The 19628-nt window shown below is 32.2% G+C and carries 22 protein-coding genes; 4 read left to right on the forward strand and 18 right to left on the reverse strand.

Features of this window, described 5'->3' with window-relative positions:
- Positions 1 to 80: 80 nt before the first annotated feature.
- From KA867_RS07305 to KA867_RS07320, 4 genes are all read right to left on the reverse strand, one after another.
- Positions 81 to 695 carry a stage II sporulation protein M gene (locus KA867_RS07305; protein WP_210137552.1) on the reverse strand — a complete coding sequence of 205 codons (615 nt, stop codon included), beginning with the start codon at positions 693 to 695 and terminating at the stop codon, positions 81 to 83.
- Positions 696 to 809: 114 nt separating this feature from the next.
- Positions 810 to 950, reverse strand: coding sequence for a hypothetical protein (locus KA867_RS07310; protein ID WP_019469856.1), 141 nt, complete (start codon positions 948 to 950; stop codon positions 810 to 812).
- Positions 947 to 1114 (reverse strand): hypothetical protein, encoded by a 168-nt coding sequence (locus KA867_RS07315; RefSeq protein ID WP_019469855.1) that lies wholly within the window; start codon positions 1112 to 1114, stop codon positions 947 to 949. The genes KA867_RS07310 and KA867_RS07315 overlap by 4 nt, the downstream gene beginning before the upstream one ends.
- Positions 1115 to 1705: 591 nt before the next feature.
- Positions 1706 to 2251, reverse strand: coding sequence for a hypothetical protein (locus KA867_RS07320; protein WP_210137553.1), 546 nt, complete (start codon positions 2249 to 2251; stop codon positions 1706 to 1708).
- A 276-nt stretch (positions 2252 to 2527) separates the two neighbouring features.
- Here KA867_RS07320 and KA867_RS07325 point away from each other — a divergent pair, with 276 nt between their 5' ends.
- The 3 genes from KA867_RS07325 (at position 2528) to KA867_RS07335 (ending at position 4038) form a co-directional block, all read left to right on the forward strand.
- On the forward strand, positions 2528 to 2743 hold the full coding sequence (locus tag KA867_RS07325) for a hypothetical protein (protein ID WP_210137554.1): 216 nt from the start codon (positions 2528 to 2530) through the stop codon (positions 2741 to 2743).
- A 754-nt stretch (positions 2744 to 3497) separates the two neighbouring features.
- Complete coding sequence (locus KA867_RS07330; RefSeq protein WP_210137555.1) at positions 3498 to 3887, forward strand: hypothetical protein; 390 nt, start codon at positions 3498 to 3500, stop codon at positions 3885 to 3887.
- Between the two features lie 13 nt (positions 3888 to 3900).
- Positions 3901 to 4038: a hypothetical protein gene (locus tag KA867_RS07335; protein ID WP_210137556.1), complete on the forward strand. Its 138-nt coding sequence runs from the start codon at positions 3901 to 3903 to the stop codon at positions 4036 to 4038.
- Between the two features lie 481 nt (positions 4039 to 4519).
- Here the strand turns inward: KA867_RS07335 and rpsR are convergent, their stop codons facing one another.
- Genes rpsR through rpsF form a run of 3 tightly spaced genes read right to left on the reverse strand, consistent with a single transcriptional unit; the run spans position 4520 to position 5648 of the window.
- Positions 4520 to 4762, reverse strand: a complete 243-nt coding sequence (gene rpsR, locus KA867_RS07345) for a 30S ribosomal protein S18 (protein ID WP_002484306.1) — start codon at positions 4760 to 4762, stop codon at positions 4520 to 4522.
- Positions 4763 to 4811: 49 nt separating this feature from the next.
- Positions 4812 to 5324 (reverse strand): single-stranded DNA-binding protein, encoded by a 513-nt coding sequence (gene ssb, locus KA867_RS07350; protein ID WP_107385199.1) that lies wholly within the window; start codon positions 5322 to 5324, stop codon positions 4812 to 4814.
- A gap of 18 nt (positions 5325 to 5342) precedes the next feature.
- Positions 5343 to 5648, reverse strand: coding sequence for a 30S ribosomal protein S6 (gene rpsF / locus KA867_RS07355; protein WP_019469843.1), 306 nt, complete (start codon positions 5646 to 5648; stop codon positions 5343 to 5345).
- 389 nt (positions 5649 to 6037) lie between these two features.
- Between rpsF and KA867_RS07360 the strand changes: the two genes are divergently transcribed.
- Positions 6038 to 6835, forward strand: coding sequence for a GH25 family lysozyme (locus KA867_RS07360; RefSeq protein ID WP_210137557.1), 798 nt, complete (start codon positions 6038 to 6040; stop codon positions 6833 to 6835).
- A gap of 285 nt (positions 6836 to 7120) precedes the next feature.
- On the opposite strand, the gene ychF is transcribed toward KA867_RS07360, so the two are convergent.
- The 11 genes from ychF to KA867_RS07415 all read right to left on the reverse strand — a co-directional run bounded on the left by ychF (position 7121) and on the right by KA867_RS07415 (position 19589).
- Positions 7121 to 8218: a redox-regulated ATPase YchF gene (gene ychF, locus KA867_RS07365; protein WP_019469841.1), complete on the reverse strand. Its 1098-nt coding sequence runs from the start codon at positions 8216 to 8218 to the stop codon at positions 7121 to 7123.
- A 13-nt stretch (positions 8219 to 8231) separates the two neighbouring features.
- Positions 8232 to 8435, reverse strand: a complete 204-nt coding sequence (locus tag KA867_RS07370; RefSeq protein ID WP_019469840.1) for a DUF951 domain-containing protein — start codon at positions 8433 to 8435, stop codon at positions 8232 to 8234.
- A gap of 20 nt (positions 8436 to 8455) precedes the next feature.
- Complete coding sequence (locus KA867_RS07375) at positions 8456 to 9340, reverse strand: mechanosensitive ion channel family protein (protein ID WP_210137558.1); 885 nt, start codon at positions 9338 to 9340, stop codon at positions 8456 to 8458.
- 410 nt (positions 9341 to 9750) lie between these two features.
- On the reverse strand, positions 9751 to 10119 hold the full coding sequence (locus KA867_RS07380; protein WP_026034821.1) for a Na-translocating system protein MpsC family protein: 369 nt from the start codon (positions 10117 to 10119) through the stop codon (positions 9751 to 9753).
- Positions 10120 to 10300: 181 nt separating this feature from the next.
- Positions 10301 to 12907 (reverse strand): DUF2309 domain-containing protein, encoded by a 2607-nt coding sequence (locus KA867_RS07385; RefSeq protein ID WP_210137559.1) that lies wholly within the window; start codon positions 12905 to 12907, stop codon positions 10301 to 10303.
- The gene (locus KA867_RS07390; protein WP_210137560.1) at positions 12908 to 14437 is read right to left on the reverse strand and encodes an NADH dehydrogenase subunit 5; all 1530 of its coding nucleotides are present in this window, start codon (positions 14435 to 14437) and stop codon (positions 12908 to 12910) included.
- 416 nt (positions 14438 to 14853) lie between these two features.
- Complete coding sequence (locus KA867_RS07395) at positions 14854 to 15480, reverse strand: ABC-2 transporter permease (protein WP_210137561.1); 627 nt, start codon at positions 15478 to 15480, stop codon at positions 14854 to 14856.
- Positions 15477 to 16322, reverse strand: a complete 846-nt coding sequence (locus KA867_RS07400; RefSeq protein WP_210137562.1) for an ABC transporter ATP-binding protein — start codon at positions 16320 to 16322, stop codon at positions 15477 to 15479. The genes KA867_RS07395 and KA867_RS07400 overlap by 4 nt, the downstream gene beginning before the upstream one ends.
- 389 nt (positions 16323 to 16711) lie before the next feature.
- Positions 16712 to 17887, reverse strand: a complete 1176-nt coding sequence (locus KA867_RS07405; protein ID WP_210137563.1) for an ABC transporter permease — start codon at positions 17885 to 17887, stop codon at positions 16712 to 16714.
- On the reverse strand, positions 17884 to 18564 hold the full coding sequence (locus tag KA867_RS07410; RefSeq protein ID WP_040030361.1) for an ABC transporter ATP-binding protein: 681 nt from the start codon (positions 18562 to 18564) through the stop codon (positions 17884 to 17886). The genes KA867_RS07405 and KA867_RS07410 overlap by 4 nt, the downstream gene beginning before the upstream one ends.
- Entirely contained in the window at positions 18561 to 19589 is a 1029-nt protein-coding gene (locus KA867_RS07415) for an efflux RND transporter periplasmic adaptor subunit (RefSeq protein ID WP_210137564.1), read from the reverse strand. Before KA867_RS07415 ends, KA867_RS07410 begins: the two co-directional genes overlap by 4 nt.
- Positions 19590 to 19628 lie beyond the last annotated feature (39 nt).

Genomic DNA, 19628 nt, shown 5'->3' on the forward strand with positions numbered 1-19628 from the left:
AAATTTTATTTTTGTAATTTATAAAGTTTTTAAACATAATACGAAACAACCCATCAGAAATTATGCTGATGGGTTGTTAATTATATACCTGTAAGAATCGAATATAAAAACTCTCTTAAATATTCTTCACAAATTGCTGCTAATATTATTACTGGTATCACTGCAAATATATAGATTTTGATTGTACTGAAAAGTGATTTTATAACAGATGTTCGTTCACTATTATTCTTATTAAATAGCTCTCTGATTTTACTTCGAATTGATTTATTTAGCTGAAACAATATACTTGCAAACATACAGAAATCTAAAATTTCTAGTGTAGTGTGAGGAAATACAGATATGATGTTAGCTATAGCTTTATAAAAATCAATTTTTAATAAAATACCAATCACAATACCTGGCAATATAGAACTATATATCAAATTAAAGAAGTATAAAAATTGAATAGGTATTAGTGAAAGCAAAAACATTTGTAGTGGAACTATAAAACCATTATTTACGATATATATAATAACTGCACCTAGTCCTGAAGATTGTTTAACAGAACTGGATATATCGTTATCTATACCTTTAATCATTGCTTCCACATTCATATCGATACTATATGTAATTACAATTGTTAAGATCATTATACTCAGACTAAATAAAAATATTTTTAAAGTTCTAATAATAAAACCTTTATCAATAACAAACATAGACTTCTCCTTGCATTTTGTGTAGTTCACAACCAAACACAAACTAACATATTAGAAATATGAACAACCTACAGCAGCACGTATTGATGTTTAGAATTGTATTATACATATAACTCATTTCTTTTTTTCATCCATAAAATACAATGACAGTAAAGCAAAGAAAGCACTAACAATCCATAATCCAGAAATATAAAATAAAATAGCTGTTAACCCAGAGAAAGTAATCTTTAAAATTTTCAAATCTTTTTTCTTCATAATTTTCCACCTTTTTTTAAACCTTCTCCTACAAAAACAGATCCTACAAACCCTATTAACCCATTAATCAAAGATGGCCAAAAATTCATATCTCCCATATAAAAGGAAACTAAAAAAATTAATCCTCCAGTCACTATACAAATTATCCATTGACTTAATTTCATAGACTAAAATACTCCCTTCTAGAAATCTTTATTTCAGTTTATTTAATCTTATTCAGAATATAAATATAAAAAATAGATCAAGTAATAGATGTTTATCCTACATACCACTCCTCATATCAAAAGTATTGGGTTACATACTTCTATTCATAAACCTTTACGTTTAATTTGTCTGTATACAAAGATGATTGCAACTATTAAAGTAATGCTATCAATTAGCTTTATAAAAGTTGAACCAAACTCTAAAATTTCAATTTGAAAAATTGCTCCTATTATAGGTAACAAAAAATTAAAACTCATAAAAAATAGCAAAATGGCTAATATTATTTGTTGAGATTTAGGAATAATATCTACTTCCTTTTTATATTAAATTACATTAGTGTAAAAAAATATTGTACACAATTATTTTCATTACTTCTTATTATTAGAGTTAGAAGAAAATAAAAATGCACCAAAAAATAATAATGGGAATATGGCAAATAAACGTATGTTAAAAGAATTATCATCAAAAATAATTGGCAAAGAAATATAAATTATAAATGTTATTACTAAAAATATTAGATAAATTTTTTTATTATTACTCATATGTAAAACCTACAAAACAATTGCTATAAATGCTCTAGCAACGACATATGCAAATTGATTATTAAAACCAAACTTATTAGTTAACCCATTCGCTATGCCATCTGCTAAGTTGCCTTCAAAACCTGTTAAAATATCACAAAATTTATTAATACTTTGATAATGGAACATAACGAGCTTAGTACCAGTTGTATTTTCTATTTTCTTTACCAATTTATTCCATGCCTTTTCACCGACTTTATTTACAGTAGCTCTAATTGCTTGAGCTCCTGCTTTTGCCGTCATTGTGGCTTTGCCTCTTTCAGCTATACCATCTCTATAATTTTTCACTTGACCTTTTAGCCTTTCAGCAACTGCTGGATCTTTAAAATCACTTTTACTATTATCAATCTCTTTTAATAGTGCATCACCAATCTCTTTTCTTTGATTCATTTCTTTATCTATTTCACTTCTAGTTTCAGCATTCGCTTTACCAGAATCAATAGTAAAATATACAGGACCAGATAAAATCGCTGTAGCTACACTAGCAGTTAATATTTTTTTAATTTGCTTATTCAATATTAAATCTCCTTTTATATAATAATTCTCCCAAATTACTATATAAATAACATCTCCAAAATAAGTTTAACAAAATTAAAATTCATTTCAATTAAGGTGGTGTAAAAATTAGTTTTTTGTTATGTATGAATGATAGCTCCACAGCATTTATAAACCTCTAACACTACATCCATTAAACAGTAATAACACAGTATCATTCCAAGAACTAACGTTCATTTTTACATTGTTAACAATTAATTATTTCCATGCTATCCTTATACAAAAAGGTGATTAACAATGAGTTTACCTGTTGCGATAATATTAGGAATCATCATTATACCTATTTACGCTTATTTTTGGGCATCCATATATCGTTGGGAAAATAATAGAAGAGTAAGACGTAACAATTTTAAACCTATGACTAAGAAACAATTTAATTTAATCTTAATAGTACACGCTATTTGTGCAGCAATCTTTGTTATTATTGCAATCTACTTAAGTTATTTTAAATAAGTTACTTTAAAACCATATTATTGATTAAACAAGATGTTTCTATAAATACTAACTTTTTGGAATGATATTTTGATAAACTTGAGCTATTACATTTTTGATATTGGCAATTATTAATTTTTTTACTAATGCAATCGGACTTTTTGTTATATAGTCTTACTCTGATAATAAACAGATGCACCAATTTAGTGCATTAGCTCTTAAATTAACAAAAATGGTTGGGAACGTTTTTTCACCTTTTCAAATTTAAGGATTATAAAATTCAACGATCAAACAAAAATTCAATAAATCGTACTCATTACTTACTTACATAAAGGAGCATCATTGTGGATATACTTATAGGAATCATAATCAAAATAATAGATATAATTGTAACTATAGTAAGCTTATTTGAACAGGAAACATCAAAGTTATTGAGTAAGATGTTTAGACGTAAAAATAAAAAAGAAGATGAGATAAAAGAATAGGAACAATAACTGTGTCCTTTCATACGTTCATAAAGTATATTAATACCTATTACGTTTACAAAGGGGTATCGCTGTGGAGTATATTATAGGTATGGTAATTAAAGTAATAGATTTTATATTCAGTATAATGCTCGATAGTTACTTGTATATTAAGGAGTTTATTAAAGAGAGAAAGAAGAATAAGGAATAGCAACACCCACTACGTGTCTTTGTACATGTACGCCCTGTTTTAAGGTTGCGAGATACATAGTAATATTTTAATTAAGTAGTCCTGAAAAGGGAGGGAGGTAATGAACAAGCCATTGAAAATACATTACATAATTAATCTTGGCCTATTGATACTCCTGTTAATATTAGATTATTTCAATACTATTAATTTGACTGTGGCAATATTACTTATCCTTTTAATTTTAATAAATTCTATTTTATTATTAAAAGTTTCCAGAAAAAAAGAAGATACAGTGATAAACAAAAATTCTAAAACGTTCGAATCAGAAGACTTATCACCTTTGCCTATAATTATATTTTTTATCATTTTATCAATTCATAATATATTAACTAAGGATAGTACAATTTTTTTGAGCTTTTCAATACTTAGTTTAATTGTTTTTATACTTATTCTAATATTAGAAATCAAATCATATTTAAAACGCAGAAGAAATGATAAGGATAGTAAATAAAGGGAGGGATATTATGAAAATAGGTAAATATAAATACGATTATAACTACTTACTGATGTCAATACCACTTTTAGTAGTATCTATATTTGTACCAGCAGTTTTTGTAGCGTTTCTAATTTGTTTAATATGCGGATTTGAGAAAGAAGAATAATATATAACAAAGGAGAAATTTATCATGCAATTTAAATTTAATGATTAGAATGTCACTATAAATGGAAAAGGTTCACATGATGTTGTTGTTAATGAAGATACATTATTAATTTTCAATGCAAGTATATTCTTTAGGCTACAACGAAGATGTAAGTATCAACCCTGTTACAAAAGATATAACTGTTATTGTCGCTAATTTATTGGAAGATGATGAATAGTTCTGAATAAATGAAGAAGTCAAATCTTGGTCTATTAAATGACAAATAATTTTCTTCATGGGTAGATCGTGTTTCCCTTTATCATGTTTTTTTATATGTAGAGATAACAAATGAATCTAGGGTAGTAATTATGTAATTAATTGGTTTGTTCTTAACTATGTATTTTGGAAGTTAAAATTTTCACATCCTGCCCTTTTTCGATTCCAAATCCACAAAAATAACCCCGTAGGTATATGCCTACGGGGTTTTCAGATACAATATCTATTATTGTTCTTCTTTAACATATGGTAATAAAGCCATATGACGAGAACGTTTAATAGCTAATGTCAACATACGTTGATATTTAGCTGAAGTACCTGTTACACGACGTGGTAAAATTTTACCGCGTTCTGAGATAAAACGTTTTAATAATTCTGTATCTTTATAGTCGATGTGTGTAATTCCGTTTGCTGTGAAATAACAAACTTTTTTACGACGACGTCCGCCTCTTCTTGGTCCACCTGCCATGGTAACTGCCTCCTTTTAATAGTTTTTTAATTTTATACGTTCATTATAATTAGAATGGTAGATCATCATCACTAATATCAATAGGGCCGTTTGCATTTGCAAATGGGTTATCTGATTGATTATTGTTTGATGAATTATTATTATTGTTATTGTTTTGATAAGATGACGTATTTTGTCCGGATTGTTGTCCACCAAAATTCTGGAAATTATTATTTCCTTCTTGAGCATGACGCTGATTTTGGTTTTTAGGTTCAAGGAATTGAACACTATCACAGACAACTTCAGTTACAAATATACGACGACCTTCTTGGTTTTCGTAGCTACGTGATTGAATGCGACCGTCAACGCCAGCTAGACTACCTTTGAATAAGTAGTTATTTACATTTTCTGCTTGTTTTCTAAAAACAACGCAGTTAATGAAATCAGCTTCGCGTTCCCCTTGCGCATTTGTAAACGTACGATTTACTGCTAGAGTAAAAGTCGCAACACTCACGCCTGAGGGTGTTGTTCTATATTCTGGATCTTTCGTTAAACGACCGACTAAAACAACTCTATTTATCATTTAAACGACCCCCATTTATTATTTTCTTGTCTTATCTTCGTCTTCACGAATTACGATATAACGGATGATATCGTCTGTGATTTTAGCTAAACGTTGGAATTCGTCAGTCGCTTCATTATCTTCAGTTTGGATACGTACGATGTTGTAGTAACCTTCACTGAAATCATTAATTTCGTAAGCTAAACGACGTTTGCCCCAATCTTTAGTTTCTAAAACCTCTGATCCGTGAGAAGCTAAGATACCGTTGAAACGTTCAACGACAGCTTTTTTAGCATCTTCTTCAATGTTCGGACGAACGATGTACATAACTTCATATGTTCTCATTTTATAATTGCACCTCCTTGTGGTCTATGCGGCTCACCATCATTGTGGTAAGCAAGGAATAATTTTCATTACTCACAATCAAGAATTATAGCACAACGCTTTACATTTTACAATGATTATCAGACGTTCAAAATGACATTTTTGCATCATGTTTCATATGAAACATTTTATCAACTCGGCATCTACAGCTCACAAATTCATACAATGCTCTATATAAAAAATTATATATTATATTCATTTACAAATGATTATAAATAAATTTAAAAACTATCCCAGATAAGCTTGATAAATCATTTTAATTCTAATAGCATATCATGTACGTTCTTGATTTGTATCATTACAATTACGGGCGTATTTACATAACTCAAAATTAATCAAAGGAGATTTATATGACTTCAGTTATTAAAAAAGGATTGCTGTCCATGAGTGTCCTGTTTGCAACTACAATAACATTTAATACTGTACACGCAGCTGAAAATACAGCAAATCAAAAAGGCACAATGGGATATGGTTATCAAAAATATATTGAAAAGCATCCAGAAGAAAAAAATAATGAAACTCAAGAAAGTGCCTTTCGTTCTAATGCCAGTACAACAGCTTCTGGTGAACGTGTCTTAGACATTTCTGAATGGCAAGGTAAGCTTTCAGCGCAACAAGTCAAAGATTTAAAAGCAAATTATGATTTCATTATTATTCGTGCGCAATATGGTTCCGAAAAAGTCGATGCGACATTAGAGCATAACTCAAATCTATTAGATAAATATAATTTGGATTTTGGCGTTTACTCTTATAGTATGTATGAAAACCCTGATGATGCTAGATATGAAGCACAAACCTTGTACAATCGTGCACCTAAAGCCAGTTTTTATATTAATGATTTTGAAGAAAATACTGTGACATCGGGTACAGCTGATGAAAGTACAACTGCCTGGTATGACAAAATGCGCAGCCTTGCTGGAAATAAAAAAATCTTATTTTATTCATATGAGAACTTTATGAAAGAACATGCGTCAGAATCAGTGGGACAATATGATGGTTATTGGCTCGCTAACTATAACCAAGAACAACCAACACAAGAGCATGTGTTATGGCAATATACAGATAGCTATGCTTCACCTGAATTAAACCAAAATGTCGACGCCAATTATACGGGACCTGGTGTAGACACATCATGGTTTACATCTTAAGTTTTTCATCGCAGCATTCACAATGCTATTTTGATATGTAAAACTTAGCACAACTAAAGTCATGTCATTTTCACCTCTAACCTATATTCGTATCACCGTATGTATTTATTCATACATCAAGGATTAAGAAGTATATATAGTTCAAATTTCAACCTAATGCTAGCTAAATTTATTACAAGCATGTCTATGAATCAAATGGATATTCTAGACTCCCGGCATACTTACTTTCCAAATTTCTGAAAAAAGCTTACGCGTTACAATTTAAGTAACACGTAAGCTTTTATTTTATACATTAAATCTAAAGTGAACGATGTCTCCATCTTTCATGATATATTCTTTACCTTCTAATCTTTGTTTTCCAGCTTCTTTAGCACCATTTTCACCATTAAATTCTACATAGTCATCATAGCTCGTTACTTCTGCACGAATGAAGCCGCGCTCAAAGTCTGTATGGATAATCCCTGCACATTGCGGAGCTGTCATGCCTTTAATGAATGTCCAAGCACGTACTTCTTGTACACCCGCTGTAAAGTAAGTTGCCAAACCTAACAAGTCATAAGTTGTGCGAATTAAACGATCTAAACCAGGTTCTTCAATGCCTAAATCTTCTAAGAACATTGCTCTATCATCATCATCCAATGTAGCAATTTCTTCTTCAATCTTAGCACTGATGACAATGACTTCTGAACTTTCTTTATCAGCATATTCACGAATAGCTTGAACTTTTTCATTATCTTCATCGCCAATTTCGTCTTCTCCGACATTAGCAATATATAACATTTCTTTAGATGTTAACAATTGTGCTTGATTTACAAATTTTTGATCTTCTTCCGTAAATTCTAAACTTCTTACTGGATTACCTTCTTCTAAAGCTTCTTTAATTCTTGATAAAATGCGAACTTCATTAACCGCATCTTTATCTTTTTGTCTTGCCATTTTTTCTAATTTTGGTAGACGTTTTTCAACTGATTCCAAGTCTGCCAATACAAGTTCCATATTGATAACTTCTATATCATCAATAGGATTAACACGACCAGAAACATGTGTCACATTATCATCATCGAATGCACGTACAACTTGGCAAATTGCATCAACTTCACGAATATGAGATAGGAATTTATTTCCTAACCCTTCTCCTTTTGAAGCTCCTTTAACAATACCTGCAATATCAGTGAATTCAAAAGTTGTTGGGATTGTTTTCTTTGGTTGTACCATATCTGTCAATACATCTAATCTACTATCTGGAACTTCGACAATCCCCACGTTAGGATCAATCGTTGCGAATGGGTAATTCGCTGCGAGCGCACCCGCTTTAGTAATTGCATTGAAAAGTGTTGACTTCCCTACGTTTGGAAGCCCAACGATACCTGCTGTTAGAGCCATTTATTCATTCTCCTTATTTTTCAGTATCTTGATGAGATACTAATATTTTTTTCAGTTTCTTATTAAATGTTTGTCGCGGAATCATAATGCTTCTTTGACAATTTTCACATTTTATTCGGATATCTGCCCCTACACGAATGATTTTAAAACGATTCGTACCACAGGCGTGTTGCTTTTTCATCTCTACAATGTCATTTAAACCGTAATTTGATGTCATTCTGTCACTCCTCCGAATATTTAAGCATTATTTTGTTGATTAGGATCATATTGTAACATCATCGGCTTAGGTGTTTTAATATCTTTTTGCTTAAACAATTTCAATATTTCTTTTCTTAATATACGCGCTCCGGAAGCACCTTCGCCCGGAATTGTTTCAGCAGATACACTCAATACAATTTCATCTCGACTGATTGAATTGATACCAACAACTTGCGGTGTAGAGATAAACAAATAATAATTTGTTTGTATCGATTGAAAATGGTCTGTTAAGACATTTTCTACTTGATCAATATCTTCCTCTACTGAAACTGGGATTTCGACAATTGCTTCACCGTTAGTCACTGAATAATTTGTAATCTCACCCATGCTGCCATTTGGTAATGTCGTTAATTCACCTGTAATGGTATTTATTTTTGTTGATCTTAAACCGATGACTTTAACTGTACCTTCTGCAACAGTTGTACCACCATTATTTATTTTAACATAATCTCCTACATCAAATTGATTTTCGAATATAATGAAGAAACCAGTGATAATATCTTTAACAACTGTTTGTGCACCAAAACCAACAGCTAAACCAACAACCCCAGCACTTGCAATAATACCTTCAACACTAATACCAAACTTGCTTAAAATGGTTGTTAACACTATAAACCATACCACATACGATACGATATTTTGAACTAATGATACGAGTGTTGCTGAACGTTTTTTATTCGCTTTTTTGCCTTTATTTTGTATTTTGAAAAATTGTTCTATTCCTTTATTAATAAAACGCAATACTATCCACGCTACTATGATATATATCACAATCATAATGAGATTGGAAATTAGCGTTTGATATGTTTCGGGTTTAGTTAAAGGTTCTATTAAGGAATACATGATACTTTTGATTTGATCCAATAATATTTCCTCCCTTAATCAAAGACTCTTCTTATTCTATTATAATTATTTAAACTGTTAAACACATCCAACTTCCGACTAAATTTTAAAATTTGTCTGACGAATAAACGTATCATTTTGGGTATATATCTACTTTTATTTACATAGAAAGCATGCTACAGCTTGTATGATTATAACCAGAAGCTCCCATATTATCATTACTCACTTTATACTATCAATTTTTAAATATAGTTTATATAATTTTTACGTTTAATTAAATTTAAATTATGTAATTTAAAAAAGACAAAAGAAAAAGAACCATAATTTAAAATTATGATTCCTTCACACTCAGTAAGTAATATTACTACAAACGTCTCTTGAAATAAAGCACTTCCTCAGTTTTTAGATATCACTTTCATCAATTATTTTCTTTATTCTACTATTTTTTTCTCAAGATTATTATAAAGTTTAAATATCATGACACGTTCACCTGTTTTAGAACTTAAATCCGTGTGAAATCCTTTGACTGCTTCACCAGTAACTGAAAAAACAATATCGTCAAGTGCCTCTATACCAGATTCTACGAGTTTAGATCTCGTACGTTTAATTGTTAATAATCCTTCATGTGTCTCACAAACTTTATATTCAGCTTGTGTCAACACACCCTGTAAAGTAACAATAATCATATCACGCAAAATATCAGTTTTCACAGACAGTGAGCCACGACCAAGAAAGTCTTTTTCCCATTGCGTAATTGCTTTACTGATTTCAGACTCATAGGTACCTTTTGTTGTTTTCATGTCGAATGCATCTCCCATAGAATCAAAATTAATTGTTGTATTATTTAATAATGCTAACATTATCATTTTTATAAATTTTTCTCCATAGTTATGCGCAATTACCTAGAAAATAATTGGATAAATCATATAAAAATCATTTACTTATTCTGTCCATGAACAAATCTAAACAACGCTGATTAAGTTAATCAACTGACCAATGTTGCCAATTACCAAATTCATCAATACTTGCTAATTTAACCCAGCCATTGTGTACCTTTTGATAAAAATCCTGATGTCCATTTAATAGCTGTTTAATGTAATCATTGGGCGCGTGCACGACAATGAGTAGCCTAATGGGAGAATGATACATTTTATTGTCTGACGACATTACAGATTGCCAAGGCAGACCCGTCAACAAATCACTTGCATTACCTTGCATAACACCTATGCCTGCCGTAATTGTCTGTGTTGTTTTACTGCCGCTACCATAATAATGGGGTGCGACAGTTGAGGCGTAATACTGTAAATTAATCCATTGGGCCACGGTAGCTGGGCCGCTGATGATATTCGCTAAGAGGCTGCCATCATTATCTTGTTGCCAATCATAATTGTGTAAAAATGCTCGTCCTTTTAAGTCGCTATTTTTTGTTAAATCACGTGGACCTATAATAAATGAAGCATTTTTCGCTAAGCCCCATTCAGGTCTAATCTCACTCCAATCGTTTGATAAACGATGTGCTTCTTTGATTGGATCTTGTTTTAAGATATGATTGTCTGGTAATGCTTTCAATCGTTGCGCATTTGCTCTATAGGTAATATCAGACATTGCAGTTTGAATTTGGTTCAAAGCATTTTGCGCAGATTTTGACATTGTTGGTAAGTATATCCAATTTAATTCATCGGTTGATGTTTGGTGTTCTGCTGCTGCAAAGACAGTGTCTTCTGGAATGACAATATCTCTCTCATTTAACGCTGTTCTAACTTCAGTTAAGTTACAAAGCTGGGCTAATACCTTCGCGTTAAATCCGCTCGCAGCACCACCACACGCACCACAGTCCAATGAAGAAGCATATGGATTATTCGCACTTTGACTACCATGCCCACACAATACGATTAACGGCGCAAAATCTAAAGTCAATCCCATTAAGCGCAGTGCTTGTTGCACATAATCTACTTTTTCTTCATTTGTAAAACCGACTGGTATACCCTCTTCATTAATATTACGATGCTCTAAGGATAACGCTGTGTCATGTGGTTTTTGTAACCAACTATCATAAAATTTTCGTATCAATTGACCTATTGGTCTCGGTGCGAAACTTCGCGAAAACATTTGAAGCGATAACCAAGGGCCACTTAATTCTGGTAATAGTAGACTCGGCAAAGCATTTTGTTTCATTTTTTTAAATGTATACGTAATCGATTTTAGTATATGTTGATGCTGTCGAAAGGTTGTAGGTTCTTGCTCATTTGTGTATTCTTTAATTTTATGTTGTGGCGGATTCATCACAGGTAAAGACGGGTGACTATGTGATTGACCCAACTCTTCTTTGACAATTGGTAAACCAAAAAATCCTGCAATACCGATTGTTTCAAATGCACCAGCCGCTTCTATTTGACGTCGAAAAGGTTCCGAGCGTACATCTATACAAAATGCCATTTGTACTTGCAGCTTTTGTCTTTCTTGTGCATTAATTCTATGTGTGGTCATTGTACCTTCCAATTGATGCGCGTATGTTGCTTCCCAAGCCGTTAATAAAATTTGTCTACGACCTTGTTTTTCAAATTGTAATGCAAAATCTATATAAGCGTTTTTTTCAGATTTAGATAGTTGTTGCCATTGCTCTGTCGTAAACATATCAATAGCAATCCAATATTCTGCGAATTCATCGCGTTCATATGTTGTTGGATTCTCTGCTGAATTCACAGGTAAATAAGGTTCAACAATGGCCCATTCTATACCAAGACGAATGGCTAAATAAGACAATAACATTTGATCAGTATTAGATGCTTGTTCATCTTGCCATAGCATCATACCAGCCCATCCAGGTAATGATAGTAAATGATTTTCCAAATATGTTTGATACTGTGCGTCAGCAATACCAAGCTTTTGTAAGACCATATGAATGAGGGTTTCAGCTTGGTTTGGCAATGTTTTCAAGCGTGAACGTTGTTGCTTGGTCAATGCTGGATCATGTTGTACCAAACGTTGCCATGCAAAGAATAATCCCTTTTCTCTATTAGGCATCGTCCATCCTGATTGTGCATCATCTAAAAATAATTTACACCATTTAATAACGTGATAATCTACAACATCTATCAATCGTCTATCATTTTTATCCGTAATATATGTACTTACTAATGGCACACTATTAGTTTCATCGTCTAAATTAATTTTTTCATTATGTTGATTGACTTGTCTTTTATTTTCAGAATGACACGTTACATCTACAATATTAGACAAATCTAACATCGCTCTAGCATAACTTTCAGCAAACTGTCTATCTATCGAGACTACCGATTGATTTAACCATTCTTGTAATTTAACTTCAATCATATCTTTATCAATTTCGTCACGTTGATATGCTTGTTCAAACATATACATTGTAGGATAGATATCTACGTCACGGACATTTTTTAACCATTGTGCCACATTTTTAAATTCATATTCCTCTAAATTTGACCAAGGGTTTCTTGCGGCAAACACAGAAATAGGAGATAAAGGAACGATAACCCTACTCGCTTTAGAAATTATTTGATCGATATCATCTTTGTGCTGATTTTGGTTTGTCATTTCTTTATGCTTTCCCATTTAGTGCCCTCCTTTTGACAAATAAGATTTTAAATAATTAGGATGACGTTCAACCGTTTCAACCTTTGCATCTCCTAAACGAACAATCCACATATACAGAATTGAAAATACGACAGAAGACCGGTGACGTGCTACCCAGGTACTAATTAAACTACCCAACAATAAAATGATTGCTACGGCAATAACGATAAAAGTAGGTGGTTGTACGCTGTGAATTGTCAGAGTATGTAATGCACCTGAAAAATAATGATGCACCACAAAATAAACTGCACCTACAACAATGAGTATCGTCATACCTATCACACGGCCAAAGTTGCCTTCACCAAAAGCTACTAACTGTGTCCATGAGACAGATAAGGACCATGCTAAAATAAGACCGCTCACTAGACGATAACTTTCTTCTGGCGCACTCAACCAAAAGCCTAATCCAATCAAGAACGCTAAAATACGACCACTGATTATCCATACATATGACATTCTTTCATTTGCACGACTCGGTACACTAAAATGACGCACTGCCGATCCAGAGCGTAAAAATAAAGTCGCTTTGAATAAACCATGTAAAATCAAGTGAATGATTGCAGGAATATAAGCACCTAATGCACATTGAATCAACATAAAGCCCATTTGGCCTATCGTAGAACCCACCAATAATCTTTTATAATCCACATGGACTAAACTAATGCCTGCACCAAGTAATACGGAGACACTAGCAAAAATTAATAAAATTACAGATGCAATGTCGCCACTAAAAATGCCTGAAAATCTGGTTAACATAATACCACCCGCATTAACGATACCAGCATGCATAATCGCAGAAACTGGTGTAGGTGCTGCTACAGATTCGATTAACCAACGTTGAAAGGGCCATTGTGCAGCTGGAATCATAACAGCTAGTACAATGAGTAAATTAATACCAAATTGTGCCAAACCATTAATCATGGACAAATGCGCTTCATTTAAAGCTACAGAATAATGCCATTCACCGGTAGATAATCCAATCCACAAAACAGCACTTAATAACGCAACCCAACTTAACAAGAATAATCTACCTGTTACCTTCGCTGCTTCACGTGTAACTTTCCAGGCACTTGTTAAACTGATCAAAATCGTAAGTCCTAATAACGTACATCCCCAGCTGATCACCATAATTCTCATATCCGCAGTTAACCAAGCCAATGATGCAAAGGTAGTCGTAAAAGTAAATAAAGTGAAATATTTTTTATAGCTTTTATCACCAGCTAAATAACGAATACAGTAACGTTGGATGATCACACCAATGACGAGGACAAAACCAACCATAAGCCAAGATAATACGTCAGAGCGCCATATACCTATCTCTATATTTTTTTGTGACAATATAAGACCTGAGCTAGCCACAATTGCCGGTAATACTACAATATAAATATGTATTCGTGCATATTTAGGCGATATTTTTTTTATTAAGAAAAAGAGACTACTTAAAATTGAAATAATTAAAGTTAAAAATAATAATGTTATAAAAATATGCGCGTCAATCACAATTATCACCTTACTTTCTGCAATACGACATTTAAATTTATAATAGTAATAAAGCACTCAATTTAAATTTATATTTTCCACGAAAAAAGCCGACAATTAACAATAAATCGATACTGACTTATTATCATTGTCGGCTTCATTACAACGCACATATGATGAGTGTTTTGCTTTGCTACCTATTATATATTCATTTATTTTCAAATATGTTGATTTTACATTTTATACGTTAAGACGTACAATTTCTTATTTCTACTACTATTTATTCACTTTTTCAATTTGCCAATACACACTGATTAACAACTTGCTAAAGCTTTAATTACATAGAAAACATAGAAAAGTATGCCTGAATTTTTAACTTTTAATATTATCAAGATATAACGATTATTCGTGTTTGTCAAGATAGACAGTATGTTAAGCTTTGTTCATTATAGCTCTTTATATTTAAATGCTTGCTTAGAAGCAATAAATGAAAGCGCCATAACGATTAAGCCAATTAAAGCAAAAACGCCACCATACCATAGGTTTTTAGTCATTTCTCCCATAAAATTATCTGTATTTGATAATATGGCCATACCTACAAAATAATAAATAAAGAATAAAATAACTACGATAATGGATACAATCATAAATATGACATTTGATTTTTCTGCACCCATTTTAAAAGTAAACGGAAAAATAAGCGAATACAACGCGATAAATCCTGTACCAAGTAACGCTGAATTCACTCCACTTACAATACTACTCGCAACAATTGCATTAATCACAAGTGAAACCACCATACCTGTTAATGCTAATAAGCTATAAAATGCAAAATGACTACTCACGTAAGTGTTTCTGCTATAGGGTAATGTAGAAACAAAATACATCCACTTTGAGTCTTTTTCATTTTTTAAATTATCTGTAGCAGGTGAAACTAAAAATATCATAGGCATGAAACTAGCCATTAATGGATTGGTAAAAGAGAAAAATAAACAAATTGGAATACTTATCAATAAATATGTATATATTGATTTTTGGTTTGTAAAATAATAACTCAGTAAGTAACCCTTCATGCTAATTCTCCTCTCATTAATATTTTTGTGGCATCATCAATATTTTTTAATGGTTGTGCTAACTCTATATCTTTATTTTGGTTTACAAGTGCTTTTCCTGTTCCTTTATGTAGGCGATAAGCAACAACATTACTATGATTAACATCAAATTCCCCTTCTTCAAACGAAACAATGCCATAATCCTTTAATAATGTATCTTTGTGCTCTTGTAATAAAATACGTCCATTTTTCATAAATATTAGCTTATCTGCAAGGGTTTCTATATCTTCCGAAATATGTGATGAAATTAATATACCATTACCTTTATCAACAAAATCTTCTAATATTTCTAGTACTTCTTCACGGCCCGAAACATCCATTCCTGCTGTGGCTTCGTCAAGGATTAAAAGTTTACTATCGTGAGACAGTGCAATGGATATTGAAATTTTCATACTCATACCACGAGAGAAGGTCTTAATTTGACGTTCTTTTGGTAATTCAAAATTCTCCAACATTTCAAAAAAATGTTGTTCATCCCATGTGCGATAAATATTAGAAAACACTTTACTAATTTGTTTTGCGTTAAGTTTATTAGGCAGTCGAAGATCATCAAATACAACACCTAGATGTTCTTTATACGCATAGTCATCGCGAGAAATCTGTGTATCAAAAAATTGAATGTCCCCAGCATCTGCAAAGCGATTCCCCACTAATGTATTAATCAATGTAGATTTACCAGAACCGTTTTTCCCAATAAGTCCTACCACTGTATTGGGTTCGATGGATAGATTAATTTGATTTAAATTAAAATCTGAATCAACGTAAGTTTTATTTAAATTTTGTACATTGAGCAAATATTCCATGATAACCCCCGCATTTCATTTTTTGATAAAATCTTAAGCTTTCACATTAAATCACTTTCTAAATTAACATAATACACCTCGCTATAATACACAATACATTTTTCAAAAATATTTATTATTATTATTTTTAATTAAATGCATATCTAAAAAAACAATAACTAAAGTCATTAACCGTTAATTGTATTTAAAATGGCTACATGGTTCCATCCAACAAAGATAATTGGGGTTGAATGGGATAAAAGGCTGAGACAATTCTTTTGTCCCAGCCTATTGCATGACATATTTATACATGAGCTAAAATGTTTACGCTTTTCTAGCCAACTTGAATAGCATGAACTGACGAAACTTTTTAATAAAGATAATGTTTCTTTTTACATCTTTTTAAAATATTACTTAATAATATCAATGAGTTCTTTCTTAGCTGCTGAACGTGCTGGAATCCAACCAAATACGATACCAATTAATGTAGAAACACCTACAGCAATGAGTACTGAGCTTAGACTAACCGCACTCTTAATATAATCTGGCGTTACTGCATCTACCAGGCTTGCGACGAGTATGCCTATGATTAAACCAATGATACCGCCAATCACACACAGTACCACACTTTCTACCAAGAACTGGATTTCAATATCTCGCGCTTTTGCACCAAATGCACGACGAATGGCAATTTCTTCTGTACGCTCTGTTACTGAAATGTACATCACATTCATAACACCGATTCCGGCGATAAATAATGAAATACCTGCAACAGCAGCCACAAAGTAAGTAATACCATCAAATACTTTATTAATATTTTTCATGAATTCTTCCATATCTGTGTAACTATAGTTACCATCACCTGCGCCTGAACCTTTTTTATTCAATTCTTTAGCGACTTTGTCTGCGACTTCTTTCTTGTCAGCGCCATCTGCTAATGATAATTGGAGTGATGGAAAATCTTGCGTTAATTGTCCCATATATCTATCAAATGTATTTGCAGGCATATTAACAGCAGATGGATTCATAGCGTCGTTTACAATGCCTACAACTTCGAACCCCTGATCATCAATATATAACGTTTTACCTATCGCATCGTTATTGAATACATCTTTGGCAATTTTGTCATCGACTGTAACGACTTTTTTGTTCAGTTCATTATCGTCTTCATTAAAGCCTTTACCTTTTTCTGGGCTAGTCATTTCTTTTTTCTTTAAAATACTGACGTCGCCTTTTTTCTGAGCATTCGTCATTTTTGCAGAATAACCTTGATCGTCACTTTCTTTGATTTTTGCATCTGTAACACCATTTACTTGTTTAGCAATATCCAAATCTTGCTGGCTAAACGGATTATCTTTCGCTCCCTCACCACTACTCGTCATATAGTTAACCGTAGCAGAATCTTTGCCTGCGCCTGTATCTTCAAATTGTTCTGATGCCGTTTGTTTAAACCCATTACCTAGAGACATAATCGTAATGACTGCAGCAATACCAATGATGATACCAATCATTGTAAAAATATTACGACGCTTATTCTTTAAAATGGATTTGAATGAAATGGCGATGATATTCGATAAATTCTTCATTCAACCACCTCTTCTCTTTGGACACGACCATCTAATATGTGAATAATGCGATCTGCCTTATCTGCTACTTTGCGATCATGTGTTACGAGAATCATCGTTGTGCGATGTTCTTTATTTAATTTCATAAATAAATTAATAATATCTTCAGATGTTTTAGAATCAAGTGCCCCTGTAGGTTCGTCAGCAATGATAAATTTTGGGTTATTGATGATCGCACGCGCAATGGCTACACGCTGTTGTTGCCCACCTGACAATTTGTTAGGTACTAAATTCTCTTTATCATATAATCCTACATCGTGTAATGTATTGATTACTTTTTCTTTACGTGCTTGCGACCCTAATCCTGCATAAACTAACGGAATACTCACATTTTCCAATATCGTATTGTTTTGAATTAATTTAAAGTTCTGGAAAACGAAGCCTACTGTTTTATTTCTAATTTCTGCTAATTCATTATCCGAACTTTTTTTATAATTCTCATTATTAAACAAATAATCGCCTTCATAGCCTCGATCAATAAACCCTAATATATTAATAAGTGTACTTTTACCAGAACCCGAAGGCCCCATGATCGCTATGAATTCTCCTTCTTTAATGTTGATATTGATATCTTTCAAAATGTGATTTTCTTCATCGCCGTTTTTGAAATGTCTATTGATATCTACAAGTTCTATCATGATGACACCTCAACTTTGTCTCCATCATTCATAGATTTTTTAGGGTTTTTAATTAATTTGTCACCTTTTTTCAGACCCTCTTTTACAAAAATTTCACCGTTTACTTTATCAATTTTAATATCACGTTTTTCAACTTTATTGTCTTTACCTAATACAAAAACATTATTGTCTTTCGTTAATACTGATTTTGGTAACTTGATTGCATCTAATGGCACTTCAACTTCCATGGAATAGCCTGCACGTACAGGAATATCAATATCACTAATGACAATTGTATATTTCGATGAATCTGAATCACTATCACTGCTTGGGTCAGAAACTGGATTAGAAGCTTGAGCACCGCCGTCTTCTTCACTACCTGAACCAGCTGCCGCTCCGCCTCCAGATTTACTTAAACTTTCTTCGTAACTTTTTGGCAACTCTGAAATTTTCTTGATTTCGCCTTTACCTTTTTTACCAGTACTTGTTACTTTAACGTCTACTTTGTCGCCTTCTTTAATCTTTCCTAGATCAAATTCAGTCACCGTTGCTTTAATTTGTGGTTCATCTGCAACAAGTTGTAAAATAGGCTCTCCATCAGAAACGTTTTCTCTATTTTTAATATCAATTTTACCGTCAAAAGCAGCATAAATACTGTCGTTCACTTGACGATCATATTGGTTAAGCTGTTGTTGTGCTTCCGCTCTCTCATTTTCATCTTTTGCATTGTCCACTTTATCAACTAATTGTTGGCGTTTATTATTATTAATTTCATAATTGATGAGTGGATCACCTTGTTTAACTGATTGACCATCGTCAACTTGTGTACTTACATACGTTCCCAATTGACTGTTGTTATTATATGTTTTAACTGATTTAGGTGAAGCTTTACCTTCTAAATTGAGTGGACTTTCTTTCTCCACTTTATATGTATCATAACCATCTTTTTTGTCTGAGCTACTATTCGCTTGCTTTAAAATTAATGCAATTGCAATTAATACGATAACGACAATAACACCGATAATCCACATCCACTTTTTCTTCAATATTAAAACACTCCTTTAAATTATTATTCATTTTAGATA

Origin of the sequence: Staphylococcus sp. GDH8C109P (assembly GCF_017893405.1) — a bacterium.
In the GTDB taxonomy this organism is placed as follows: Bacteria; Bacillota; Bacilli; order Staphylococcales; family Staphylococcaceae; genus Staphylococcus; species Staphylococcus cohnii.